Here is a 25,286-nt window from a genome sequence, read left to right as displayed (position 1 = left end):
CGAGTCGTGGCGATGGGAACAGAATATCGCCCCAAGGAAGTTGGGACGACAACTTGGCCAATGGTGTGGCGGCCCTTAGTCTTCGATCGAATAGACATCCGTCTCGCAGAAATCGATCTTCCTGCTGACGGACTCAAAGCTGTTATCCTCGAATACGGCCCTGGTCGAATAGACGCAAGCGTCGGCGCCCCTGGCAATCGTCAGCTTGCGCGACTTGCCACCCCAGAGGCCTTTCTTGTTGAGCAACTCAAGCCGCTTTCCGCCACCCTGAGGCGTCGCGTAGAACTGCACGATCATGTTCGGTGTGTGGTTTTCCAGCGTAAACGTCAGGTTTTCGGCAGCGGCTGCGAGCGGGGTGAACACGCTCGCGGCGATCAAGGCGGTGAAGGCAATATGACGCATGGGGAGACTCCTGGTTGCTGTAACGCAGGCATTACCCCGCCAGCCTTCCCTGGCAAGCGACAAGATCGACCAAAACTGTACCGATCTCCGCGAAAGAATCGATCTGCACAATTTTGGTCGGCTCCGAAGGCCACACTGACTGGTGGTCGAACACATATGCGTGATGCGGATGAACTTTTCAGCCACTGATCCCGTTCTCAGCTTGGAGAAGACAAAAGAGGAAAGGCGACATCCATGACCATCCTGCTGATCATTGCAGCCTGCCTTGCCGTGATGGTCGTGACCACCATTCTGGCGCTCCACGCCCTCAACAGGGCCTATGAGGCACTTTACCGGGAAGAGCGCATGCTCAATGCGGCGGCCGTCGAGCGGAAGCACCCATCCGCCCTTCCCGAGCGAACCGGATCGCAACAACCCCTGCGCCGCGCGAATCTCGTCTCGCCCGCCTTTGCCGGTCGACGTCTGGTTAGATGGAGTTCCTTAAGGCAACGAGGACAGCAAGCCGACACGCTCCACTTGCCACGCTCACCATAGACTTGCTGGAAAATTGGAGGCCTCGCCCGGAATCGAACCGGGGTGCAAGGATTTGCAGTCCTCTGCGTAACCACTCCGCCACGAGGCCGTCCGTTTGCTTAAAAGCGAGTGGTGGCGGGGATTTAGACGGGAAGTGAGGAAACAGCAAGAGGAAATTTCTGAAATACGCCCTTTAGTTCTGAGAAATGATGTTGCCGCTGGCTTCTTCGCCAACCTCTTTTGCCCAAGAACGCCGGACCGGTCCCCTCCAGGCACCAATATCACATTGCGGCTTTCGTGCGATGCGAATGGCGCTATAGCACCGCCACATCAGCAGCCGTCCACCACTTCGATTCGAATGGTCGCAGGCGTTCGATGTTGGCCTCCAGCCAATCGAGACATCCACTGACGTCATCAACCGATCCATCGAGCTCATAGATATTGAAGCGCCACCACTGGACGGCAAGAAGACGCTCGATCGTGCGATCGTCAAAGCGCCTGCGGATCATCCTTGCGGGAACTCCACCAACGATGGAATACGGCTCGACATCTTTGTTGACGACCGCGCCGGCAGCCACAACGGCGCCATCACCGATGCTCAGCCCTGCCCGGATAAATGCGCCATAGCCGATCCACACATCATTGCCGATTGTCGTATGCGGTCGATCGACAAAACGGACAGGCTTCAGTGCATCTGACGGAGCATGATCGGCGCCACTGCATGAAGTTACGTTGCCACCCCACCGTGCTGCTCGTCAGGAATTCCGTGGGATGCTCGGCCATGCCAATCTTCACGCCAGGCGCGATCGAACAGTATCGTCCGATTGTGGCATTGGCGATCTCCGGCGAAGGCAGCAGAGTGAATGCACCGACGCTTACCGGGTAAACCGGATGAAAGGTCGCCGACATGTTAGAGGGCGCCTCCCACCGACTTTTCTCTGCAACTTTTACCCTGACGCCAGCGGGAGGGCGGAACCCAAGCTTTTCCAGCTTTTTCTTTCGGTCCGGCGTCAGTTCTATAACGATACTCATACAACCATCATATGTGTTTTTGAATGCTTGTCATCCGCTCCGACGCCCCACCGCAGATGACCAAGTAGGCCCGAACAAGCCGAATAAGCAGGATAGCTCGAGATGCCGTCGCGACGACAAGACACAGTGACACGCTTTCCCGCACCGCGCCCCATGGCGCGGCTTGTTCCATAGTGATCGCGACCAGCGCATCATGGCCGCAATCGCTCGAAGGGACGACAACGGGAAATTCTCCATTGACCAACGTGTGACAGGTTAAAGACGTGAAGGGTTCCGCCTGCGGCCCTCTCCGCATAGACGAACCACGCGGCAATTTGGTGGTCAACCAGATTGCGCGAGAAACACCCGCCCTCGCCCCAACACCGTCAGCCTTGAACTCCACCAACCCGCACCAAGCCATCCACTTGCCCAACAACGAGTGGTGGGCGCCGCCCGAAATGAATCGAGACATAGCGCAAAGGCATTCTCCCATCCCTTCCGATTGATCGGCTCAGTGCTTTCCGGCGCGGTTGACGCTCGGATAGCGCTTGCGCCACCAGATTGCCATGCGCCGCCGTCGACGACGCACCGAGGCCAGATCATGTGATAGGACCAAAACACCGAGTGGCACCATCCAGAATCCGAGAACGGGAAGAAAACCGAGAAGTCCACCGCCGATCAGCGCCGATCCGGTCGCGACGCGGCCGGCTTTGGTGCGAGGGAAAGGCAACTCATAGCGACCCAGAACGATGCGTCCTCGATCAGCGTCGATAAAATATTTTCGTTTCCGACGAACCATTGGAATCCTTTGCGCACCGGCCTTCCGGCACACTTCTCGAATGTTCAGAAGATGGGATTCCCACAAGATAAAGCAAGCGGGTTACATTTTTTTTGAAAAATCGCTTGGCAAATCGAACGAGCATTTGTATTACCCCGCTCACACCGCGGCAAGCGGCTGTTCCCTGGTAGCTCAGCGGTAGAGCATTCGACTGTTAATCGACAGGTCGCCGGTTCGAATCCGGCCCGGGGAGCCATCTAATTCGAGGCCTGCGCTTAAAAAGCGCAGGCCTTTTCGTTTTGAACAGCTCATTTTGACAACACCCGGTCCGTTCGGGAAACTTGCTCTTCACTTTTGCCTGATATCGATTCCGTCATGTTGCTCGATTTCAGGAGAGAACTTATATGTGGCTACAGCTTCATGATGGGGACGGCTTTCCCTTCTTCGTGAACATGGACAATGTTGTCGATTTCCGGTGGTATGAGCGAGAAAAATATACCTGCCTTCTGACAACCGCCCCGGTAGCCGAAAAGCTGCACCGTCTTTATGTCCGCGAGAGCGCCGCCGAAATCATGAAGATGCTCACCGGCGAGGTCAAACACTCGCCACGTATTACAGCCGCCTCCTGACGATGGCCTTCGCAGCAAAACGCCCCGACTGACCGTTGGTGAGACCGCCTGCGCAACGGCATCGCGTGGAAGCGTTGCGACCATCTTTGCTTACCGTTTCCGCCTCCCATGGCAAGAGTCACGGGAGTCGTGGAGACCGCCGTCAGGTTGGCCCCTCGCGTTCGAAAGGGGTTTAGCCCATTGAACCATCCCAAGTGATGACACGGTTTCGTCCCTGCGCCTTGGCCATATAAAGGGCCTTGTCGGCGCGGTCGATCGAGCGCTCCACAGGCTGTTTCTGGTCCAAATCAGCCACTCCGACGGAGGCGCTGATGTGGAACGCCTGCTTGCATTCTACCTCGAACGGCAAGGCAGTGACCTCCTCGATCACCCGGCTGAGGAGGTCACGCCCCGCCGCGACGTCGGTATCTGGAAGACAGATCAGAAACTCCTCGCCGCCGTATCGATAAAACTGATCACAAGGGCGCAGGTGCTCCATGACACACCGCGCAACGCCAATCAGAACCTTGTCGCCGAGCATATGGCCATATTCGTCATTTATGGTCTTGAAGTGATCCAGATCGAGCATGGCCACAGAGCAGACGCCGCCCCGGCGGATAAGTTTCTGTTGCTCACGAAGTGCGCTTAGCATTCCGGCCCGACTGGGCGCGCCAGTCAAAGGGTCGAGATTGAAAAGCGCCTTCCGCAGATCCTCCCGGACGGTTGCGATCTCTAGGTTCATGTCCTTGAGGGCGGCGACGAACCGCTGGTAATCGGCTGGTGCGACGGCTACGCCGCTGCGCGACGCTTTCAAGAGCTTCGTCGCACATTGATGCATACGCTCATGTTCCATGCCGATCTCCCGAAATCCCGGATGACTTCCCAGAGCGACGGAGCCCGTTTGATAATACCAATGGCCGAATGCGCAGAGACGGTGGGCATCGGAACGCAAATCCGCCTCGTCGGGTACGGCACGGCAAATCAATGTGCCATACAACCTTTCCGCCCATTGCTCGTGACTGTAGGACGCCTGCTCCAGTTCCCTCAGCGCCATGCGCATGAAGTCGTCGGTCATTTTAAGCACTGCCACCCTCCCCAGTTTTTGTCCGCTAATGCCGCGCGGCCCATACACGCGTCGCCCGCATCAGATCCCCTTCACGCAGCTTTGCGGCGGAATGGCTCTTGCCGAGAAGCCCCTTAGGCATGGTGGCCCACGAAACGCTACGGAGAAGCGGATGCTCTGCTCGAAATCAGCGCTCCGATCAGACCCGGGCGATGACATCTTGCACCCGCTGTTCTGCCAAGCAATGCACTTTCTCTGCACAGAGGTGTGATCCTGCCGCTCCCTTCCAGCGTAGAGATACGAAAGACTGAGGCAGAGCGGTGAAGTATGATGACGAAGCCCCACAATAACCCGATCATCGTCTGGTTCCGACGAGACCTTAGGCTCAAGGACAATGCGGCGCTTGCCTGTGCGGCGGAATGCGGGCGCCCGGTCATCGCCGTTTACGTTCATGAGCCATCCGAGATGGGTAACAGGTCGCTCGGCGCCGCGCAGGCTTGGTGGCTGCATCATTCGCTCAAAGGCCTGGCGGCTGCGCTCGAGGGCATTGGCAGCCGTCTGGTCCTGCGCAGTGGCTCGGCCGATGCCGCTCTCGGCGCGCTGATCGCCGAAACGGGCGCGACCAGCGTCTTCTGGAATCGCCGCTACGATCCGAGTGGGATCGCGGTAGACTCGTCGCTGAAGGAAGAACTGACGCGAACTGGGCTGACCGTACGCAGCTTCTCCGGCCAGCTTCTGCATGAGCCGACGTGCCTGAAGACCGGCGCCGGCGGCCCCTACCGTGTCTATACGCCCTTTTGGCGCGCGCTCGAAGCATCCGGCGGGCCGCCCGAGCCGGTTGCGGCCCCCTCCTCACTTGCCACACCGGAAAGATGGCCTCTCAGTGAGTCGTTGGAAAATTGGCATCTTGTGCCGGGCAAACCAAATTGGGCAGCCGGGTTTTCGACCGTATGGACACCGGGAGAAGCCGGTGCGCATGACAAGCTGGCGCGCTTCCTCGCCGAGGGCATCGATGGCTACAAGGCCAAACGCGACTATCCGGCACTGCGCCACACATCCGAGCTCTCGCCACATATTGCGCTCGGCGAAATTTCACCGGCCAGCGTCTGGCATGCGACGCGCGGGCTGACCGAACGGATTGCGGCAGAGGACGTCCTCCATTTTCGCAAGGAACTCGCCTGGCGGGATTTTTCCTATCATCTCCTTTTCCATTTTCCCGATCTCGCCACGAAGAACTGGAACGCGCGCTTCGACGCCTTTCCCTGGGAGAACACGCCGGAGCTTTTCGAGCGGTGGGCACGCGGCCAGACAGGCTATCCGATCGTCGATGCCGGCATGCGCCAGCTCTGGCGCCACGGCACCATGCACAACCGCGTGCGGATGATCGTCGCCTCCTTCCTGATCAAGGACCTGATGATCGACTGGCGGAAGGGCGAGCGCTGGTTTCGCGATACTCTGGTCGACGCCGATCCCGGCTCGAATGCAGCAAGCTGGCAATGGGTGGCAGGCTCCGGCGCCGACGCATCGCCATTTTTCCGCATCTTCAATCCGGTCAGCCAGGGCGAAAAATTCGACATCAACGGCGACTATGTCCGCACCTTTGTGCCGGAACTGGCAAGGCTCGGCTCCGCCTTCATACACCGGCCGTTCGAGGCGCCGAAGGCCACCCTTTCTGCAGCCGGAATAGTCCTCGGCGAGACCTACCCCTTGCCGATCGTCGACCACGGCAAGGCGCGAGCGCGCGCAATGCTGGCCTACCAGTCGCTGCCGCGCGCCGGCGGGAACGGCTGAACCAGCCGCGAGGCTGGCCCGGAGGTTGGCCTGGAGGCGCTCGCTCCGTTCGGCACGCCGGTCCACGAGTCAGGGCATTGTCGTCTGGCATGGTTTTCCCCCGACCGCCGTGAGGTTGAAAACCGTTTCCTTGCTATCTGCCGCTTGTGCCGGGAAAACTCGCCGCTTAATCTTCTGGCAAAGAGAAGGCAGACCCGATGACATTCCATCCATCCGTTCTTGAGGCGATCGGCAACACACCGCTCATCCGACTTAAGGCCGCATCACAGGCGAGCGGCTGCACCATCCTCGGCAAGGCGGAGTTCCTAAACCCCGGACAATCGGTCAAGGACCGGGCAGCACTGTTCATCATCCGCGACGCGGAGCGGCGCGGCCTGCTGCGCCCGGGCGGCGTGATCGTCGAGGGCACGGCTGGCAATACCGGCATCGGGCTGACCCTGGTCGCCAAAGCGCTTGGCTATCGCACCGTGATCGTCATTCCTGAAACCCAGAGCCAGGAAAAGAAGGACGCACTCCGGCTGCTCGGCGCAGAACTCGTCGAGGTGCCAGCGGTGCCTTACAAGAACCCCAACAACTACGTGAAGCTCTCAGGCCGCCTCGCCGCCGAGCTTGCCAGCACCGAACCGAATGGCGCGATTTGGGCCAATCAGTTCGACAACACCGTCAATCGCGACGCCCACATCGCCACGACGGCGCGCGAGATTTTCGACCAGACTGGCGGTGAGGTTGACGGTTTCATCTGCGCCGTCGGTTCGGGCGGCACACTGGCGGGCACCGGCATGGGGCTACGCCGTCTCCGGCCCGAGGTGAAGATCGGCCTTGCTGATCCGGAAGGTGCAGCCCTCTATGAATATTATAAAAATGGCGCGCTGAAATCATCCGGCTCCTCCATCACAGAAGGGATTGGCCAAGGCCGTATCACCGCCAATCTCGAAGGTTTCACCCCGGATTTCGCCTATCAGATCCCGGATGCGGAAGCGCTCGATATCATTTTCGACCTAGTCGAACATGAGGGGCTCTGCCTCGGCGGCTCATCCGGCATCAACATTGCCGGCGCGATCCGCCTTGCACGCGATCTCGGACCGGGCCATACCATCGTTACCGTACTTTGCGACTATGGCAACCGCTATCAGTCCAAGCTGTTTAATCCGGAGTTCCTGCGCTCCAAGCAACTGCCGGTACCCGCCTGGATCGAGAGGTCCGTCGATTACGCCGTACCCTTCCAACCGACAGAGTGAGATCCATGCCGACCACTGCCCTTTACCGCGATGACTTCTACCTAGCCACAGCAGAGGGCGTGGTCACCAGGATCCACCAGGACGGGGCGATCGAACTCGACCAGACCTGTTTTTATGCCACGTCCGGCGGCCAGCCGGGCGACACAGGCCTGTTCGAACGGCAGGATGGCTCGAAGATCGCCATCGCGCTGACCCGTCACGGCGAGACCAAGGACGTCATCCTGCATCAGCCGGCCGAGGACCAGGCGGCACCGTCGGTCGGAGAAAAGCTGGTGCTGCATGTCGACTGGCCGCGCCGCTACAAGCTCATGCGGATGCACACGGCCTGTCATCTACTCTCCGTCGTCTGCCCCTACCCGATCACAGGCGCCGCCGTCGGCGAAGATGAGAGCCGGGTGGATTTCGATATGGGCGAGACAATCGACAAGGACCGCGTCACCGCCGACCTGATGAAGCTGGTCGGCGAAAACCACCCGATCTTCCTCCAGTGGATCACTGATGAGGAGCTCTCCGCCAATCCCTCCATCGTCAAGTCGAAGAATGTGCGCCCGCCGGTCGGCATGGGGCGCGTCAGCCTTGTCTGCATCGGCGAGAATTCGAGCGTTGACAGTCAGCCCTGCGGCGGCACACATGTCTCCGAGACCCAGGAGGTCGGGGCGATTCACATCGCCAAAATCGAGAAAAAAGGCAAGGAGAACCGTCGGTTCCGTATTCGTTTCGGCACCCCGGAGGCCTCCGCCTGAAAGAGCATTGGGAGAAGCGCATGCCTGCGGAGAGAAGCCGTTTCGTCGTGTCCGCCGATTGGGTGGAAAAGCAGCTCGGCGCGCCGGAATTCAAGATCATCGACGCATCCTGGTACCTGCCGGCACAGGGCCGCAACGGCGCGGTCGAATACGCCTCCGGTCATATTCCCGGTGCCGTTTTCTTCGATCAGGACGCGATCGCCGACCAGACCACCGGCCTGCCGCATTCCCTGCTTTCGCCTGCGAAATTCGCCGAGGAAATGGGCCTCCTCGGCATTGCCGCGACTGACACCATCGTCGTTTATGATGGCCCCGGCGTATTCTCCGCGCCACGTGCCTGGTGGATGTTGCGAGTGATGGGGGCCCGCAAGGTCTATATCCTCGACGGCGGCATCGACGCCTGGAAGGCCGAGGGCCGGCCGCTCGAGACCGACCTGCCGGAGCCTGCACCAGTCACCTTCGACTTCGACTTCGACCGCAGCCGCGTCACCTCCTTCAACGAGATGCTCGACCTTGCCGAGAAGGGTGTACGCCAGATCGCCGATGCGCGTCCGGCCGGCCGCTTCACCGGCGAGGAAGCCGAGCCGCGCGCCGGCATGCGCTCCGGCCACATCCCCGGTGCGCGCAGCGTTCCAGCCTCATCTCTGTCGGAAAACGGCCATCTCAAGGACCTGCCGACGCTGCGTTCGATCTTCACCGAGGCAGGCATCGATCTCACCCAGCCTGTCGTCACCAGTTGCGGCTCAGGCGTAACTGCCGCCGTTGTAACGCTGGCGCTGGAGTCACTCGGCCATAGCGACAATTCGCTCTATGACGGTTCCTGGTCGGAATGGGGCGGACGCGATGACACGCCGGTCGCGACGGGACCCACAGCACCGGTTCCGACCACGGCACACGGACCGATCACCGCCCATGTCACGCGGCTCGAAATGACTGCGCCACCGAAGGCGAGCCTTGCCGTGCCGGTCAACATCCAGACCGCGATCATGCGCACGCACGAGATCCCGCTGCCCTTCTACCGCTTCCTGCACCGCCAAGTCGGCGCGCGCTGGCACTGGTACGAACGCATCCGCATGACCGACGGCGAGCTGAAGGCGATCATTCTCGGCCCAAAGGTCACGATCTCCGTTCTCTACGTCAATGGTGCTCCGGCCGGTTTCTTCGAGCTCTCGCAGGAAAGCGACGATGTCGTCGAGCTGTCCTATTTCGGCCTGTTCGAACATGCGCTCGGCCTGGGGCTTGGCAAGTGGTTCCTGCTTCAGGCGCTCTACACCGCCTGGCAGCTCAATCCGCAGAAGGTGACGGTCATGACCAACACGCTCGACCATCCGCGCGCGCTACAGCTCTACCAGCAGTTCGGCTTCTCACCGGTCGAGACATTCGAGGCGACTGTCGACCCAATCAGCGAGTCCGAGCTTTTGCTGATGATCCGTCGCGACGGTACCACGCTCTGACATCATCAACCCGGGCGGCACTTCCTGCCGCCCGGAGCGCCTCAGTTCTTGGCGGTCTGATCGCGCTTGAAGTAATCGTCAATCAGGACGATGTGATCCACCGCCAGTTCGTAACAATAGGTGATTTCCCGCGCTTGCGGATCCCAGAAGGCGTTGGCGACCCCGCAGCTTTTTGCCGTCAGCTTGATACCGTCGTTGAATCGGTATTTGGCGCCGACCGATTGCGCGACATTTTCCAGCACGCCGGCCTCTTTCAGCAGATTGGCGAAGAAATCCATGGTCTCGTCACCCGTCGGCTCGTAGATGACGGTCATGCTGGAAGCCGGGCCTTGGCTGATATAGTGGGGTTCTAGCAGTCCGAACCAGCTTGCCTTCGCACGCTCATATTCCGCTGCACATTCCTCACGTCTTGATTCCGGAAACTCGATGGAGTCGGCGAATTCCTTGAAGAATTCCGGATCCGCACCAGTCATCATGCAGACGATCTGATAGGCCCGCTGGCGGTCGAGAGCGTGAGTGTCGAGCAAATCCGTATCGGTCAGATCCCGCTCTTTGGACTCGTCGCTCAGGAACCAGCCATCGGCAGCATCCTGGATCGCCACGTCGAGAGCCTCGTCATCCGCCTCGAGCAGCAGGATCGACGACAGAGCATCGACGGCGTCCTCCTCGCGTCCGAGCACCGGCAGACCGAATTCGGAAATCAGCATATGGCCAGCTTCGTGAAACAACGTGAAGATCGCGTTGTTGACGACGAAGACCCGGGCCTCCTCAATCTGCTCGGGTGTCGGCCTGCTTTCGTCTTCCGCCCGCGCTGACGAGACCATCGCCAGCGTCCCACCGAGCAAGGCAAGCGCTGCCCACAGCGCCCGTTTCATCCGTGCCGTCATACCATTCCCCCCACTCCAGACATTCCGAAAGAGCAGAGCAAGGCTAAGCTGATCCGATGCGACGGGGAAATGCCCAAATATGGGTGCATCTCATGAAATATCGGCAGGAAACGGGTGGCCCGGCGGGAGGCTTCGTTCGATGGAAGGGAGCAACAAACAGGAGCCCTTTATGACAGCGATCCATTTCACCGCCATTCCCACCAGCGCCGCCGAAGATCTCTGGGACGGCGGTCTTGACGCCTACGGGCTTTCGCCCGAGCGCCGCATCACTCATGGCGGTGGCTATCCCTGCCGTCACTGCCTCGACTTCATCGCCGAAGGCCAAGCCTACTTGACGCTCGCCTACCGCCCCTTCCCGGCACTCCAGCCCTATGCCGAAACCGGGCCGATCTTCCTCCATGCAGAGCCTTGCGCGCGCTTTGAGGCGGGCGAGATCCTGCCGCCGGTATTGACCGATAGCCCGGATTTCATCCTGCGCGGCTACGACCGTGACGACCGCATCGTCTACGGCACGGGTGCCGTTACCTTGAGGGAAAATATCGAGGCCCGGGCCAATGATCTGCTTTCACGCGATGACATCGCCTATGTCCACGTGCGCTCGGCGCGCAACAACTGCTACCAGTGCCGGATCGACCGTACCTGACAGCATACGAAAAAAGGGGCCGGCCGATGGGATAGGCCGGCCCCTCACCCGCAATCAAGCAATACGAAGCGGACCTGACGCAATGCTCTGCGGATAGAAAGTCGGATCGACGTCTCAGGCGACGTTGAGCACCTGTTCGGGGGCATGCATCTCGTAGCCAAGCGCCTCGGCGACGGGACGGTTGGTGATGCGACCGCGATGAACGTTGAGCCCGTTGCGCAGATGGCGGTCCTCAGTGATGGCCCGCAGACCGCGGTCGGCAAGCGCCAGCCCATACACCAGCGTGGCATTGTTCAACGCATGTGCCGAGGTGACCGGCACTGCGCCCGGCATGTTGGCGACGCAATAGTGCACCACGCCGTCAACCACATAGGTCGGATCGGAATGGGTGGTTGCGTGCGAGGTCTCAAAACAGCCCCCCTGATCAATCGCCACGTCGACAATCACCGATCCGGTCTTCATGCCCGACAACATCTCGCGGGTAACGAGCTTTGGTGCGGCGGCTCCTGGGATCAAGACTGCACCGATGACCAAATCGGCAGCGAACACTTCGCGCTCCAGGTCGTCGATCGTCGAGTAGACGGTATGGATGCGCCCGACGAACAGATCGTCAAGCTGGCGCAGGCGCGGCAGCGAGCGGTCGATGATGGTGACGTCTGCGCCGAGACCGACGGCCATGCGCGCGGCATGCAGCCCAACCACGCCACCGCCGATGACGGCAACCTTGGCCGGCAGAACACCCGGCACGCCGCCGAGCAGAATGCCGCTGCCGCCATGCGCCTTCTGCAATGCGGTCGCGCCCGCCTGGATGGCAAGACGGCCGGCTACTTCCGACATCGGCGCCAGCAACGGCAGGCCACCGCGCTCGTCGGTCACCGTTTCATAGGCGACGGCCGTCACGCCGCTCTCGAGCAGGCCCTTGGTCTGCTCCGGATCGGGCGCCAGATGCAGGTAGGTGTAGAGGATCTGACCTTCATGCAGTTGAGTCCACTCACCCGGCTGCGGTTCCTTGACCTTGACGATCATGTCCGACCTTTCGAACACGTCTTTGGCTGATGCCGCGATCTGCGCACCGGCCGCGGCATAGGCGTCGTCATCGGCACCGATACCGGCACCGGCGCCGGTCTCGATCAGCACGTCATGGCCGTGAGCCACGTATTCGCGCACAGCTCCGGGCGTCAGGCCGACGCGATATTCGTGATTCTTGATTTCCTTGGGGCATCCAACGCGCATTTTTTGTTCCTCTCGTGCCGACTTGCCGCCGGTCATTGATCAAGGCGCGAATTCAAGCACCTGAGGCCGGAAAATGTCCTTGCGAATTCAGCTTGCAGAGCGCCATTTTTCGAGGATTATTGCGTATTCTAGGAAAGCGTCGCAGGTTCTTCGAATGTCTGATCTCGACACCATCGATCTTGCCATCCTCAAGGCACTCCAGCACAACGGCCGCATCACCAACGCGGAGCTTGCGCAGAAGGTCGGCCTCAGTCCCTCGGCTTGTTCGCGGCGCCACGACCTACTCGAACGCTCGGGCATCATCAGTGGCTATCACGCGCGCCTGTCGCACAAGGCGCTTGACTACAAGATGGTCGCCATCGTCCACATCTCACTGTCCGGCCAGTTCGCCAAGACACTGTCGGAATTCGAAGCCGCGGTGAAGAAATGCCCGAACGTGCTGGTCTGTTACCTGATGTCAGGCGAATACGACTACATCCTGCGGGTCGCGGCCAAGGATCTTGAGGACTACGAGCGCATTCACCGCGACTTTCTCTCGGCACTGCCCCATGTGGTGAGGATCAATTCGAGTTTCGCACTGCGCGAGGTGATCGAACGCTCGAATGTCGGACTATAGAGCGGGAAAATCCCGACAAGAAAGACCGAAATCGCTCGCATTTGAGTGTTTGGTTTGAGGCGGCAGCAAGGCTTTTGCGCCATTCTGCGCCAAATTCGACACATGGGGGATACGATGCAATCCAGACTGGCGATCGAAGTCCGCAAGGCCGCGCGAAGCCGCTGCCGTCTCACCGGCAAGGTCCGGCATTTCAACCAGGAAGCCGAAGGTCGCATCCTCAACATTTCGCGAACCGGTATCGCCATAGAACTGAAGGGCAGGCTGCATGCCTCGACGGGCAGCAACGTACTGATTCAAACCGACGACATCGGCCTGATCGAAGGCACTGTGCGCTGGGCACGCAACGGCTTCCTCGGCGTGCAGATAAAACAGAACAGCAACACGCTGGCGCAGATGTCTGCCTATTTCCGCCACTTCCACCGGGAAGTGCGGCCGGTGCTGACGCGCTAACGACCAGAATCGGAGCGGTCCGAGCGACGGCATTCGATCGGTCACGCTCGTTGTAACGCCGTCTGCCCGTGTCGCACCCCTGTCTTTTTACAGATGCACTCCTTCGCAAACAGACCTAGTCTCAACGTCGAGACCTTCTTGCCAAGGAGCCCCCATGTCGTCCCTGATCGACCTCCACCCGATGTCGCGCCGTGCATTCCTCGGCGGCTTTGCCGCCGCCACGGCACTGATCACGCTTCATCCCTTCGCCGTGCGCGCCAACGGCAATGCCGCCCAGGCGCATCTCCGGCTGATGGAAACGACCGACATCCATGTCAATGTGATGCCGTACGACTATTACGCCGACAAGCCGAACGACACGATGGGCATCGCCCGCACCGCCTCGATCATCGACCGGATCCGCGCCGAGGCTGGCAATTCCATGCTGGTCGACAATGGTGATCTTCTGCAAGGCAATCCGATGGGCGACTACATGGCCTACAAGAAGGGCATGAAGGCGGGCGACCTCCATCCGGTCATCAAGGCGATGAACGTGCTCGGCTATGATTGCGGCACACTCGGCAACCACGAGTTCAACTACGGCCTCGACTTCATGTTCAACACGCTCGGCGGAGCGAACTTCCCGATCGTCTGCGCCAATCTCACCAAGGGCCAGCTTGCCGCCAGTCCGAAGGACGACGCGCTGCACTTCAAGCCCTATGTCATCGTCGAAAAAATGATCAAGGACGGGACCGGCGGCCAGGCGCCGATCAAGGTCGGGTTCATCGGCTTCGTGCCGCCACAGATCATGCTGTGGGACGCCAAAAACCTGGAGGGCAAGGGCCAGACCCGCGACATCGTCGAGGCGGCGCGCGCCTGGGTGCCGGTGATGAAGGAGGAAGGCGCCGATCTCGTCATCGCCCTTTCCCACTCAGGCATCGACGGCAAGGGGCTGAGCGAACGCATGGAAAATGCCTCACTCTATCTAGCAGAAGTGGAAGGCATCGACGCGATCTTCACCGGCCACCAACATCTGGTCTTCCCGGGGCCCAAAGATTTCGTCGGCATCGAGGGCGTCGATCCGGTCAAGGGCACGCTGCTCGGCAAGCCGGCGGTCATGGCTGGCTTCTGGGGCTCGCATATGGGCCTGATTGATCTTCTGATCGAGAAAGAGGGCAAGGGCTGGAGGATCGTCGATTTCACCTGCGAGGCCCGACCTATCTATCACCGCGACGAGAATCGTAAGGTCATCGCCGACGTCACCGATAAGGCCGAGGTCGTCGCCTCGGTCACCGAGGAGCACGCAGCCACCCTCGACTATGTCCGCACCCCGGTCGGCAAGACATCGGCGCCGCTCTACTCCTATTTCGCCCTCGTCGCCGACGATCCCTCCGTTCAGATCGTCTCCAATGCCCAGACCTGGTATATCAAGGACATGCTGAAAGACGGGCCTTACAAGGACCTCCCGGTGCTTTCGGCCGCCGCCCCGTTCAAGGCCGGCGGACGCGGCGGCGCGGACTATTTCACCGACGTCGCGGCTGGCGACATCGCCATCAAGAACGTCGCCGACCTCTATCTCTATCCCAATACCATGCAGGCCGTGGCGATCACTGGCGAGCAAGTCAGGAACTGGCTGGAGATGTCAGCCGGCATGTTCAACCAGTTGAAGCCGGGCGAGAAGGACCAGCCACTGATCAATTCCGCCTTCCCTTCCTATAATTACGACGTGATCGACGGCGTCACCTACCAGATCGACCTGTCGCAACCGGCGAAGTTCGACAAGGACGGCAAGGCCGTCCACCCGGAAGCCAACCGGATCGTCAACCTGATGTTCGACGGCAAACCGATCGATCCGGCGCAGAAATTCGTCGTCGCCACCAACAATTACCGCGCCGGCGGTGGCGGCAAGTTCCCCGAGATCGCCGCCGACAAGGTGGTCTTCGTCGCGCCTGACACCAACCGCGACGTGATCGTCCGCTACATAATCGATAAGGGCGAGATCAATCCGTCGGCCGATGGCAACTGGTCGTTCGCACCGATGGCGGGCACGACGGCGATCTTCGAGAGCGGTCCGAAGGGCCGGCAGTATGCCGCGGCGGTCAAGGGTGCAAAGATCGAGGAGGCCGGTGACGGCGCCGAGGGCTTTGCAAGGTTCCGGCTGCTTCTCTAAGGACAGCGCCACTGGTCGCGGGGGCGTCGAAGGCCCCCGCGTCAGCCGGCTCCGGCCGGCGCGCGGAACATGACATCGTCGTCCAGCCGCAACGCATCCGACACCGAGGTCGGGCACTGCGCCAGTGTCGCGCCGAACTGGTCCACCAGCCATTTGGCCGCCGGTCCCGGCGGGCTTGCCGCCGGCCAGCAAGCGAAAATCGGATAGTCCACCGTCTCATAGGCATCGACGTCGAGGCGGACCAGCAGGCCGCTCGCCAGTTCGTCGCGCATCATCGCCACCGGCACGCCGCCCCAGCCGAGCCCGCCGACGATCAATTGCTTCTTCGTCGCCATGTCGCTCACCCGCCAGGTGCGGCGCGAAAAAACGTTGAAGTCGCGGCTGTCGCTCGGTGCAGTCGAATCGGAGACGACGATCTGGATCTCATCACGCACGTCTGAAACCGAAAGACGCCGTCCGAGCTTGGCCAAACCATGGCCGGCAGCGGCCACCGGGGTCAGGAAGGAAACGCCGATCCGCTCGCCGGTAATCCCCTCCGCCGGCATCTCCATCGAACCGCCGATGCCGACATCGACGGCGCGCTGGGCGAGCAGTCGGCTGACAAGGAAGGGATTACCGACAGAAAGACGCAGCCGAACGGTCGGAAAGCCCTGCTGGAAGGAGCGTAGCACATTAACCAGGATCGCATCTGGAACCATCACGCTGACGGCGAGCTTCACCTCGCCTTCGAGCCCCTCGGTCAGTGTCTTGCTTCGCGCTCGCAGGGCATCGAGATCGGCGAGCATGCGCCGCGCATCCTCAAGGATCGCCCTTCCCGCCTCGGTCAGGACGGGTTGACGTGAACCGCTACGCTCAAGCAAGGTCAGTTGCAATTGGGCCTCGAGATTGCCGATCGTGTAGCTGATGACCGACTGGGCCCGATGGAGATGGCGAGCCGCGGCGGAGAAACTGCCGGTCTCTGCGACGGCGACGAAAACCTGCAATTGGTCGAGGGTGGGATTGGGTAGCACAGCTCCATCCATTCTATCGATGAACTTAATTCATATTATCACAGTTCAATCGATAGGAAACGCGGATTATCTGTGGCGAGCCGTTTGAGGTCAGCTCCCAGGGCCGCCGGCGGTACAGCCATTCCACTGCAAAGGTTTTACACATGTCCTCCATCCTCCTCGTGACCGGCAGCACGCGCGGCGACGATTCGCTCTCCAGCAAGATCGCCCGCCAGCTCGCCGACGACCTTGCTGCCAAGACCACCGGCGCATCCGTCGTCGAACGCGACCTCTCCCACGCGCCCCTGCCCCATATCGGCGCCGACTTCTCCGCTGCCATTCGTCTCGCGCCGGAAGACCGCACCCCCGCACAGGCGGAGGCCATCGCCGTCTCGGACGCCGCGGTCGACGAACTGCTCGCCGCCGACACGATCGTGCTTTCGACCGGCTTCATCAATTTCGGTATCTCGTCGATCCTCAAGTCCTGGATCGACCACGTCGCCCGTGCTGGCCGCACCTTCCAGTACTCCGAAAACGGCCCAGTCGGTCTGGCGACTGGCAAGAAGGCCTATCTGGTGATCGCCTCGGGTGGCATCTACTCATCCGGCCCCGGCGCAGCGCTCGACTTCGCGGAACCCTATCTGCGCTCCGTCCTCGCCTTCCTCGGCGTCACCGATGTGGAGACGATTCGGATCGAAGGCATTGCCTATGGCCCCGAAGCGGCCGAAAAGGCGATTTCCGAAGCCGGAGAAAAGGCCCGCGAACTGGCCCGCGCCGCCTAATCCGCTTGCTCTGCCGGCCGCCCGACCACCCGGTTGCGGCCGGCATTCTTGGCCATATAGAGCCGCTCGTCGGCCTCGGCCAGAAGGATGTTGAAGCTGCTGCCGTCCTCCGGCGCAGTGGCCACGCCGAGACTGATGCTCATCGCCTCACCCGCCCTGTTGCGAATTGTCTCACTGATCGCGGCGCAGACGTGCCGGCTACGCGACAACGCTTGCTCATGGTCGGCATGGGGCAGCAGGATGACGAATTCCTCGCCGCCGTAGCGAAACAGATGATCGTCTGCGCCGATCCCCTGTTGCAAGGCATTGGCGATCTGGCGCAGCAAGTCGTCGCCGCTCAAGTGTCCGAACCTGTCGTTGATCGATTTGAAGTGATCGACATCGACAATCACCAAGCTGATAGCCACGCCGGAGCGCAATGATTCGCGCACCAGACGCGGCGCCTCGATCTCCATTCGGCTGCGGTCGTAGACGCCGGTCAGCACGTCGCGCCCGGTGCGGGCCAGGAGGTCTTCGTAGCGCTCGCGGAAGGTCAGGTCGCTGAAAATATCGCGGATAGGTCGGCGCGACTGCAGCGCGCCATTGCCGCGAAAGACAAACTGATAAAGCGCGAACAGACCGGCATAGAGGGCGACGGCGACCATCTTCGCCTTCCAGCCACCCCATAAAACCGCGGCCGGCGCGTCGTAAAGCTGACTGAGCAGAGCGTAGAATCCGACCTGATCGAAGCTCAGCATAATTGCGCCACTCAGGCCAAAACGCAGAATCGCGCGCCGCGGCAGGAATTTGCCGAGCCGTTCGTAGAGCAGAATGATCCCCAGCGCGTCGACATAGAGCAGGGTCGTGCCCCAGAGCATCAACAGGCCCATGTCGCTGAGAAAGCCCATGTCGGCGACCTGGCTAGCGGCCGGTTCGGTTGTCTGGTGCAGCATGAGCACTTGTGCGATCACCAGGGTGACGAGATTGCCGAGGAACAGGCCATAGATCGGCTGACGCACAATCGAGGCGTCCTCCTGGATATAGAGCATCAGGATCATCATCAGTTTGCCGGCGAAAAACACCGAAGAACCCGGCGACACGACTCCGAAGGGCAGAGAGACATAGAACACGGCAGCGAGATAGGTCTCGACGAAATGCATGACACCGAGCGCGGTCAGGAACACGCCGAGGCCTATCCGGTGACGAAGATGCAGGAGAGCCGTCATCACGGCGAAATAGAGAACCGCCTCACAGACGAACAGGACGAGGTTCCAGTTTTCCACCATGTCAGCCGGCCACCCTGTCTATGGTCGCCGCCGGTTGCTTCAGTCGTTCCTGGGCCGTAAGCCCGGTCAGCACCGCTGCGACAGCCTCCGATACGCTCGTGGCGAGGCAGGAGATCGGTTGGGGCTTTCCGAGCAGATAACCCTGCATTTCGTCACATCCGGACCGGGAGAGGAACAGTGCCTGCTCGAACGTCTCCACCCCTTCCGCCACCACCCGCATACCGAGGCTGGTGCCGAGATGAATGATGGCGTGGACGATCGCGGCCGCACTCTCCTCCTCACCGCAATTGCTGACAAAACCGCGATCGATCTTGATTGCGTCGAATGGAAAGCGGCTGAGGTAACTGAGCGAGGAATAGCCTGTGCCGAAATCATCGAGGGCGATGGTGAAACCGTCCTCCTTGAGCGCGGTCAGCAGCATCAGAGCCCGCTGATCATCGTCGATCAGTACGCTTTCTGTGATTTCCAGCTCCAGCCTGTCCGGTGCTACCCCAGCCTCAAGCACGATCTCGCTCAGCCGCTGGTGGAAATCGCCATGGCGAAACTGTAACGGACTGACATTGATCGACAGCCTCTCGACCTCTGTTTCCGCGAGGACCCTGCACGCCTCGCGAATGACCCATTCGCCAAGCGCGATGATGCGGCCCGATGCTTCGGCAACCGGGATGAAATCCACAGGACTGACCAGCCCGCGCTCGGGATGGTGCCACCGGATCAGCGCCTCATAGGACGTAATTTCCGCCGTCCTTGCCAAGACCCGCGGCTGCAAGAAGAGCTCATACTCGCCATTGAGAAGGGCGGCGTCCATGTCGACCTCCAGCGCCCGGCGTTTCTCGATCAGCTCATTCATGCCGGCCCGGAAGACTTCGAAGGTGTTTCGGCCGGAGTTCTTGGCATGATAAAGCGCAATGTCTGCACGCCCGATCAATTCCTCCGCGCTTTCGGCATGTTCCGGGCAAAGCGCGGCTCCGATGCTCACCCCGCAACGAACCTTGTCGCCACCATCGATTTCAAATGCACTGCGGAAGGCATGGACGAGCCTGTGGCAGACATCTTCGACCTGGGCATGAAAATCGATATTGCTCAGGATCACGGCGAATTCATCGCCGCCGAGGCGCGCGGCGATGTCGTGCCGCCCTAGAATCGACTGCAACCGTTGCGCCGTCTGGCGAATCACCGCATCGCCGGCCGGATGGCCATGCACGTCGTTGATATCCTTGAAGTGATCAAGGTCGACCATCACGAGTGCGCAGCCACGGCCCTGATGCGCCGCCAACACGCTCTCGGCCAGCTTCTCGTTGAACAGCGCCCTGTTCGGCAGCCCGGTCAGCGGATCATGCAAGGCAAGGTAGCGAATGTGGTTTTCCGCCAGCTTCCGCTCCCTCAGGTCGACCAGGCAGCCAATTCGCATGGCCTTGCCACGGTAGACGATGTTGCGGCCTCGCGCCTCGATCGGCACGACTTCTCCGTCCACACGCCTCAGATTGATCTCGCGGTTGAAGTCGCGGCCAGACGAAACCGTTTCATTCATCTCGACAAAATCGGCTTGCGGCAGGAAATCAAAGATAGAACGGCCGATCATTTCCGGCAGCGTGATGCCGATCAGCTCGGCGAGTCGCTGGTTGCCGTCGATGATGATACCGCTCTCATGAATGACGATCGCCTCGGAGGTCGCATTGGCGAGTGCCGTGACGCGTTCCGACTCCTCATGATCCCGCCGGAGCGCCCGTAACTCCTCGCGTGATCGCTCCTCGATCTCGATATTGTCCATCAGACTGTTGAACAGCGCGGTCAGCTTCTCCGCTTCGTCTCCTGCGACCACCGGCAGGCGGTGGTGCAGATCAGCTGTGCCGCCGACGAGATTGGCAAGCGCCGCTTCCACATGACCGACGCCCAGACGGCTGCCGTGCTCCGAGACGTTCAGCCCGATCTCCTCGATCTCGACTGTGACGCGGATGCGCATGAATCTGTTGAGCACGGCAAAAAGCAGATAGCCTAGACAGAAGGACCAGTAGAAATTCAGCGCGGCGCCGAAGACCTGGATATAGAGCTGATCGAAACGCGAGCCCGCCGGCAGCCGCTCGACCGGCGCCAGAAGCGCAAGCGCCAGCGTTCCGGCAACACCGGCGAAGGCGTGAACCCCAATCGCGCCAACGGCGTCGTCGATCTTGAATCGGCGTTCGAGCAGGTCGTTACCGTAGACCGCCACCATCGAACCGATGGCGCCTATGACCAAGGCGCCGCCAGGTTCCAGGACGTGACAACCGGCCGTCACCGCCACCAGCCCGCCCAGCATGCCGGAAAGCGACTTCTCCGGCAAAACGACCCCATCCTGGACATGGCCGATGACATAGCCGATGCAGGTGCCGATTCCCCCAGCCAGCACGGTGTTCAAGATGATCGGCGCGACCTCGGTCGAGGCATGGAGCGTCGAGCCACCATTGAAGCCTATCCAGCCGAAGAACAGCAGGAGAGCACCGGTGGTGGAGAGTACCGGGCTGTGGCCGGCGATACGGATCGGCCGGCCAAGCGGATCAAAGCGGCCGAGTCGCGGACCGATCACCAGGCAGGCAGCAAGCGAGATCCAGCCGCCGGTGGCGTGCACCACCGTCGAACCGGCGAAATCGACAAAGCCAAGGTTGCCAAGGAAGGCGCCGGAATTCGGCGCAAGTGCGGCACCCCAAGCCCAGTGGACGAAGATCGGATAGATCAACGCTGACAACACCAGCGACCCGATCACGTAGGCCACAAGTTTCATCCGTTCGGCCACGGCCCCGGAAACGATTGTGGCCGCCGTGCCGCAGAACATCACCTGGAAGACGAAGAAACCCGCCTCCCAGTCATCAACTGACCCCAGCAGGAAATAATCCCCATCGATGCCGATCGGCAGCCACGACGAGGCGCCGAAGGCCAGCATGAATCCGACCGCAGCGAAACCGACCACCGCAAAGGCGAAATCAAGAAGGTTCTTCTGCGCGACGTTGATAGAGTTCTTCGATCGCACCATGCCGGCTTCGAGCAGCAGGAAGCCGACCTGCATCATCAGCACCAGAGCCGCGGCGGTCATCACCCAGACAAGGTCGACGCTTTGCTCCGTCGCCAGTTTCACCGTCTCATCTGCCAGCGCACCACCAGCAACAACGGCGCAGGCCACCGCGCCCATAAAGGGACGCAGCCATCCGGACACAAACGGTCGAAGGCGCCTGAAATGACGTTTCACAGGGAGATCCCGAAATTATGCACTGCACCATAGAAGCGAAAATCACTTAACAATCAGTGATCGCTTTAACGGATTTTTCAGCATGTCGGGCATTCGGGGCGTGAGGGTTCCTGCGGCGACCTCCAGCGCATCGTCGCGGACGAAAAACGTCTCTGCTTTCTGGCCAATGCGCTGTTTCACAGTGTTAGCGCGGCCTTTGCACGCCTGAAAAGGCGCGCGGCGCTTTAGTCGGCGTCAGACGTTGCGCGACTTGGCGCCATCGGCAAACAGCGATGCGCCGTTCTGGCCGATGATCTGCCGGGCCTTGCGGAAAGTGCAATCCAGGGCGTCCTGTTCCGACGTGAAGACGTCGGCGCGGATGAAGACGCGCTCCAGCGTTTCACCGTCCACCTGTTTTTCGATCCGACCGGCAAGCCTCAGATGGCTGCCCTCGCGGATCGGACTGGCATGGATCAGGCAATCCTGATGAACCTGCGGTTCGGCAACCGGGCCGGCCGAAGCCTTTTCCGCTTTGGGGCCGCCGGCAAACAATGAGAAGAGGTTGGACAAAATCGACATGCGGTTTGCCTAGCATATTCCTGGAGCGGCCGAAAGCCCGGCCGCCGCGCCCCTCCATCGTTGGCCGGATCAGATGATCAGGTTGGCGAGAATCTCGTTCTCCGTAATGTCCTCATAGCCGAGGCCGGCAGCCTCAAAGCGGGAAAGGAGATCAGCAAAGCCCTTGCTATCCCGCGTTTCGATGCCGATTAGGATCGAACCAAAATTGCGGGCCGACTTCTTCAGATATTCAAAGCGGGCGATATCATCGTCTGGCCCGAGCAGATTGAGGAAATCGCGCAACGCACCAGGACGCTGCGGCAGGCGCAGGATGAAGTATTTCTTCAGGCCGGCATAGCGCATCGCACGCTCCTTGACGTCCGGCAGCCGCTCGAAGTCGAAATTGCCTCCGCTGACGACCGCAACGACCGTCTTGCCTTCGAGCCTGTCCCGTCCCAGCCGCTCGAGCGCGGCGATCGACAGCGCCCCCGCCGGCTCGAGCACCACACCCTCGACATTGAGCATTTCGGTGATCGTCACGCAGACGGCGTTTTCCGGGATTAGCATCACCTGTTCAGCGGGGAAGCCCTTCAGCGCAGAAAAATTGAGGTCGCCAATCCGTGCCACGGCCGCGCCATCGACGAAATTGTCGACCTTCGGCAGCGTGACGATCCGACCCTGCTCAAGGCTCTTTTTCAGGCTCGGCGCCCCGGCCGGCTCGGTAAACAAAAAGGACTGCGGCGCAAATCGGCTGGCCAGGTAGCCGGTGAGGCCGGCGGAAAGGCCGCCACCGCCGACCGGCACGACGAATAGATCCGGCGTCACGCCTTCCGGCAGTTGCGCGACGATCTCCGCCGCCACCGTCGCCTGCCCCTCAATGATGTCCTCATGATCGAAGGGCGGCACCATGAAGCCCCCGATCGCCTCCACATGCTCGCGGGCCGCGGCGTAGCATTGGTCGAAAATATCGCCAAACAGGCGAATGGTGATAAACTCACCGCCGAAGGTACGGGTCTTGTCGATCTTCTGTTGCGGCGTGGTCACCGGCATGAAGACAACACCCGGCACGCCAAAATGACGGCAGGCAAAGGCGAAGCCTTGAGCGTGGTTGCCGGCCGAGGCACAGACGAAGGTCTTTCCCGCCGCACCGTCAGCGACGATCTTGCGCAGGAAGTTGAAGGCCCCGCGAATCTTGTAGGATCGGACCGGCGTCAGATCCTCGCGCTTGAGGTAGACACTCGCGCCATATCGGCCACTCAGATATTCGTTAAGTTGCAGCGGGGTTGGCGGGAAAAGCTCTCGCAGCGCTTCAACCGCGGCCTCTACGTCCTTCTCGATCACGTCTTCCATCCGTTGAATTTTCACCACGGTCCCGCTATGGCATAGAGACGTGGCGGAGACAAAGCTTCTTTGCGCGGCAACCAGATCGGGACATTTTCTTGAACGCCAGCCTCCTCCGTTCCGTCATCTACATCGCCGCCCTATGCGGCCTGTACCTTTCGACCGCCATGCTTGTTCCGGCCATGGTCGACCTCTATTACGGCCACTCTGACTGGCGCGTCTTTGCCACCTGCGCCTTCATGGTCGGTGGGATCTCGCTGATGGCGGCCATGGCGACGCGCGGTCCGCCGCCGATCTTCAGCAGGCGCCTCGGCTTTTTGCTGGTCAATGTGCTGTGGGCCGTGTTCGCCCTCGTCGGCGCCATTCCGTTCATGTTCTCCAGCCCCCACCTCAGCTTTGCCCAGGCGCTGTTCGAAGCCATGTCGGGGATCACCACCACCGGCTCCTCCGTCATCTCCGGCCTCGACACCATGCCACCCGGCCTCTTGATGTGGCGCTCGCTAATCGCCTGGCTCGGCGGCATCGGCATCGTGGCCCTCGGGCTCTTCGTCCTGCCCTTCCTCAGGGTCGGCGGCATGTCCTTTTTCAAGATGGAATCGTCCGACACCAACGACAAGCCGTTTGCCCGGCTGGCGACTTTCACGCGGGCCTTCATGGCGATTTACGTCGGCATTACCTTATTATGCGCAATTGCCTATGATTCTGCCGGCATGAGCCATTTCGATGCCATCAACCATGCCTTCTCAACGGTGGCGACGGCGGGCTTCTCAACCCATGACGCCTCGTTCGGCTATTTCCAGAGCGATGCGATCCTGTGGATCGCGACCTTTTTCATGACACTCTGCAGCCTGCCCTTCTCGATCCTGATCGTCTTTGCCGTGCGTGGACGACTGGACGCCCTGCGCGACCCGCAGATCCTCGTCTTCCTCGGCTATGTCTCTGCTTTCGCCATCTCGACCGCGATCTACAATCATTTGGCGAACGGCGTCGCGATGACCGATGCCCTGACTCATTCCTACTTCAACTTCGCCTCGCTCCTGTCGACCACCGGCTTTGCCAGCCAGGACTATCTGCTCTGGGGGCCTTTCGTCGTGATGGCGGCCTTCTTCGCCACCTTCATGGGAGGGTGCTCCGGCTCGACCGCCGGCGGCATCAAGGCCTATCGATTCGTCATCCTGTTCAACGTCATCACCACCGGCCTCAAGAAGCTGATCTACCCGAATGCCGTCTATTCTGTGCGTTACGGCAAGCAGACGGTCGATGCCGAAACCCAGCGTACCATCTTCCTGTTCTTCAGCGTCTTCACCTTCCTGTGGGTCATCGGCAGCCTGGCCATGGCCGCGCTCGGTTATGATTTCACTACAGCGGCCTCGGCGGTCATTACAGCGCTGGCCAATGTCGGCCCCGGCGTCAGCACGCTGATCGGACCATCAGGCAATTTCGCCACGATGAATGACCCAGAACTCTACCTGCTCGCACTGATGATGCTGCTCGGCCGCCTCGAGGTCCTGTCCGTGCTCGTCCTGCTCGTTCCGATTTTCTGGCGCACCTGACGAAACCCTTGACGATGCCG

22 protein-coding genes, 2 tRNA genes and 1 pseudogene are annotated in these 25,286 nt (G+C 60.8%); 13 read left to right on the top strand and 12 right to left on the bottom strand.

Going from position 1 to position 25,286, the window contains the following annotated elements:
• Positions 1-75: 75 nt before the first annotated feature.
• Entirely contained in the window at positions 76-402 is a 327-nt protein-coding gene (locus RNA01_RS08935) for a hypothetical protein (RefSeq protein ID WP_147179633.1), read from the bottom strand.
• Between the two features lie 234 nt (positions 403-636).
• Between RNA01_RS08935 and RNA01_RS08930 the strand changes: the two genes are divergently transcribed.
• On the top strand, positions 637-936 hold the full coding sequence (locus tag RNA01_RS08930) for a hypothetical protein (protein WP_147179632.1): 300 nt from the start codon (positions 637-639) through the stop codon (positions 934-936).
• Positions 937-950: 14 nt separating this feature from the next.
• Here the strand turns inward: RNA01_RS08930 and RNA01_RS08925 are convergent.
• The 3 genes and pseudogenes from RNA01_RS08925 to RNA01_RS08915 all read right to left on the bottom strand — a co-directional run bounded on the left by RNA01_RS08925 (position 951) and on the right by RNA01_RS08915 (position 2,725).
• A tRNA-Cys gene (locus RNA01_RS08925) sits at positions 951-1,024 on the bottom strand.
• A gap of 340 nt (positions 1,025-1,364) precedes the next feature.
• Positions 1,365-1,571: pseudogene (locus tag RNA01_RS24430) on the bottom strand (DapH/DapD/GlmU-related protein); the annotation flags it as partial.
• Positions 1,572-2,437: 866 nt separating this feature from the next.
• Positions 2,438-2,725, bottom strand: coding sequence for a hypothetical protein (locus RNA01_RS08915; RefSeq protein WP_147179630.1), 288 nt, complete (start codon positions 2,723-2,725; stop codon positions 2,438-2,440).
• Between the two features lie 160 nt (positions 2,726-2,885).
• Between RNA01_RS08915 and RNA01_RS08910 the strand changes: the two genes are divergently transcribed.
• A tRNA-Asn gene (locus RNA01_RS08910) sits at positions 2,886-2,960 on the top strand.
• Positions 2,961-3,108: 148 nt separating this feature from the next.
• On the top strand, positions 3,109-3,333 hold the full coding sequence (locus tag RNA01_RS08905) for a hypothetical protein (RefSeq protein WP_147179629.1): 225 nt from the start codon (positions 3,109-3,111) through the stop codon (positions 3,331-3,333).
• 172 nt (positions 3,334-3,505) lie between these two features.
• Here RNA01_RS08905 and RNA01_RS08900 read toward each other — a convergent pair whose 3' ends face one another.
• On the bottom strand, positions 3,506-4,387 hold the full coding sequence (locus RNA01_RS08900; RefSeq protein WP_147179628.1) for a diguanylate cyclase: 882 nt from the start codon (positions 4,385-4,387) through the stop codon (positions 3,506-3,508).
• Positions 4,388-4,705: 318 nt separating this feature from the next.
• Here RNA01_RS08900 and RNA01_RS08895 point away from each other — a divergent pair, with 318 nt between their 5' ends.
• The 4 genes from RNA01_RS08895 to sseA all read left to right on the top strand — a co-directional run bounded on the left by RNA01_RS08895 (position 4,706) and on the right by sseA (position 9,601).
• Positions 4,706-6,166 (top strand): cryptochrome/photolyase family protein, encoded by a 1,461-nt coding sequence (locus RNA01_RS08895; RefSeq protein WP_284727904.1) that lies wholly within the window; start codon positions 4,706-4,708, stop codon positions 6,164-6,166.
• A 197-nt stretch (positions 6,167-6,363) separates the two neighbouring features.
• Positions 6,364-7,404, top strand: coding sequence for a cysteine synthase A (locus RNA01_RS08890; RefSeq protein WP_147179626.1), 1,041 nt, complete (start codon positions 6,364-6,366; stop codon positions 7,402-7,404).
• 5 nt (positions 7,405-7,409) lie between these two features.
• Positions 7,410-8,147 (top strand): alanyl-tRNA editing protein, encoded by a 738-nt coding sequence (locus RNA01_RS08885; RefSeq protein ID WP_147179625.1) that lies wholly within the window; start codon positions 7,410-7,412, stop codon positions 8,145-8,147.
• A gap of 20 nt (positions 8,148-8,167) precedes the next feature.
• The gene (sseA, locus tag RNA01_RS08880; RefSeq protein ID WP_147179624.1) at positions 8,168-9,601 is read left to right on the top strand and encodes a 3-mercaptopyruvate sulfurtransferase; all 1,434 of its coding nucleotides are present in this window, start codon (positions 8,168-8,170) and stop codon (positions 9,599-9,601) included.
• 41 nt (positions 9,602-9,642) lie between these two features.
• Here sseA and RNA01_RS08875 read toward each other — a convergent pair whose 3' ends face one another.
• Positions 9,643-10,488, bottom strand: coding sequence for a DUF4344 domain-containing metallopeptidase (locus RNA01_RS08875; protein ID WP_235916532.1), 846 nt, complete (start codon positions 10,486-10,488; stop codon positions 9,643-9,645).
• Between the two features lie 169 nt (positions 10,489-10,657).
• Between RNA01_RS08875 and RNA01_RS08870 the strand changes: the two genes are divergently transcribed.
• Positions 10,658-11,131 carry a DUF1203 domain-containing protein gene (locus RNA01_RS08870; RefSeq protein ID WP_147179623.1) on the top strand — a complete coding sequence of 158 codons (474 nt, stop codon included), beginning with the start codon at positions 10,658-10,660 and terminating at the stop codon, positions 11,129-11,131.
• A gap of 114 nt (positions 11,132-11,245) precedes the next feature.
• On the opposite strand, the gene ald is transcribed toward RNA01_RS08870, so the two are convergent.
• Entirely contained in the window at positions 11,246-12,364 is a 1,119-nt protein-coding gene (gene ald, locus RNA01_RS08865) for an alanine dehydrogenase (RefSeq protein ID WP_147179622.1), read from the bottom strand.
• Positions 12,365-12,518: 154 nt separating this feature from the next.
• Here ald and RNA01_RS08860 point away from each other — a divergent pair, with 154 nt between their 5' ends.
• The 3 genes from RNA01_RS08860 to RNA01_RS08850 all read left to right on the top strand — a co-directional run bounded on the left by RNA01_RS08860 (position 12,519) and on the right by RNA01_RS08850 (position 15,579).
• The gene (locus RNA01_RS08860; RefSeq protein WP_147179621.1) at positions 12,519-12,980 is read left to right on the top strand and encodes an Lrp/AsnC family transcriptional regulator; all 462 of its coding nucleotides are present in this window, start codon (positions 12,519-12,521) and stop codon (positions 12,978-12,980) included.
• A 114-nt stretch (positions 12,981-13,094) separates the two neighbouring features.
• Positions 13,095-13,430: a PilZ domain-containing protein gene (locus RNA01_RS08855; protein WP_147179620.1), complete on the top strand. Its 336-nt coding sequence runs from the start codon at positions 13,095-13,097 to the stop codon at positions 13,428-13,430.
• A gap of 154 nt (positions 13,431-13,584) precedes the next feature.
• The gene (locus RNA01_RS08850) at positions 13,585-15,579 is read left to right on the top strand and encodes a bifunctional 2',3'-cyclic-nucleotide 2'-phosphodiesterase/3'-nucleotidase (protein ID WP_147179619.1); all 1,995 of its coding nucleotides are present in this window, start codon (positions 13,585-13,587) and stop codon (positions 15,577-15,579) included.
• Between the two features lie 41 nt (positions 15,580-15,620).
• Here RNA01_RS08850 and RNA01_RS08845 read toward each other — a convergent pair whose 3' ends face one another.
• On the bottom strand, positions 15,621-16,589 hold the full coding sequence (locus tag RNA01_RS08845) for a LysR family transcriptional regulator (protein ID WP_147179618.1): 969 nt from the start codon (positions 16,587-16,589) through the stop codon (positions 15,621-15,623).
• A 143-nt stretch (positions 16,590-16,732) separates the two neighbouring features.
• On the opposite strand from RNA01_RS08845, the gene RNA01_RS08840 reads away from it, so the two are divergent.
• Positions 16,733-17,350, top strand: coding sequence for an FMN-dependent NADH-azoreductase (locus tag RNA01_RS08840; protein ID WP_147179617.1), 618 nt, complete (start codon positions 16,733-16,735; stop codon positions 17,348-17,350).
• Here RNA01_RS08840 and RNA01_RS08835 read toward each other — a convergent pair.
• From RNA01_RS08835 to ilvA, 4 genes are all read right to left on the bottom strand, one after another.
• Positions 17,347-18,615 (bottom strand): GGDEF domain-containing protein, encoded by a 1,269-nt coding sequence (locus RNA01_RS08835; RefSeq protein ID WP_147179616.1) that lies wholly within the window; start codon positions 18,613-18,615, stop codon positions 17,347-17,349. The genes RNA01_RS08840 and RNA01_RS08835 overlap by 4 nt on opposite strands.
• Position 18,616: 1 nt before the next feature.
• Positions 18,617-21,835 carry an ammonium transporter gene (gene amt / locus RNA01_RS08830; protein ID WP_235916530.1) on the bottom strand — a complete coding sequence of 1,073 codons (3,219 nt, stop codon included), beginning with the start codon at positions 21,833-21,835 and terminating at the stop codon, positions 18,617-18,619.
• Between the two features lie 234 nt (positions 21,836-22,069).
• Positions 22,070-22,393 carry an HlyU family transcriptional regulator gene (locus tag RNA01_RS08825; RefSeq protein WP_147179615.1) on the bottom strand — a complete coding sequence of 108 codons (324 nt, stop codon included), beginning with the start codon at positions 22,391-22,393 and terminating at the stop codon, positions 22,070-22,072.
• A gap of 69 nt (positions 22,394-22,462) precedes the next feature.
• Positions 22,463-23,713, bottom strand: coding sequence for a threonine ammonia-lyase (gene ilvA, locus RNA01_RS08820; protein WP_170253404.1), 1,251 nt, complete (start codon positions 23,711-23,713; stop codon positions 22,463-22,465).
• 98 nt (positions 23,714-23,811) lie between these two features.
• On the opposite strand from ilvA, the gene RNA01_RS08815 reads away from it, so the two are divergent.
• Positions 23,812-25,266, top strand: coding sequence for a TrkH family potassium uptake protein (locus tag RNA01_RS08815; protein ID WP_147179614.1), 1,455 nt, complete (start codon positions 23,812-23,814; stop codon positions 25,264-25,266).
• The last annotated feature ends 20 nt before the right edge of the window (positions 25,267-25,286 follow it).

This window comes from Paenirhizobium naphthalenivorans (assembly GCF_007992095.1).
GTDB classification, from domain to species: Bacteria; Pseudomonadota; Alphaproteobacteria; order Rhizobiales; family Rhizobiaceae; genus Allorhizobium; species Allorhizobium naphthalenivorans.
Note: the sequence above shows the minus strand (reverse complement) of the source record. Positions and strands in the feature narration are given on the sequence as shown.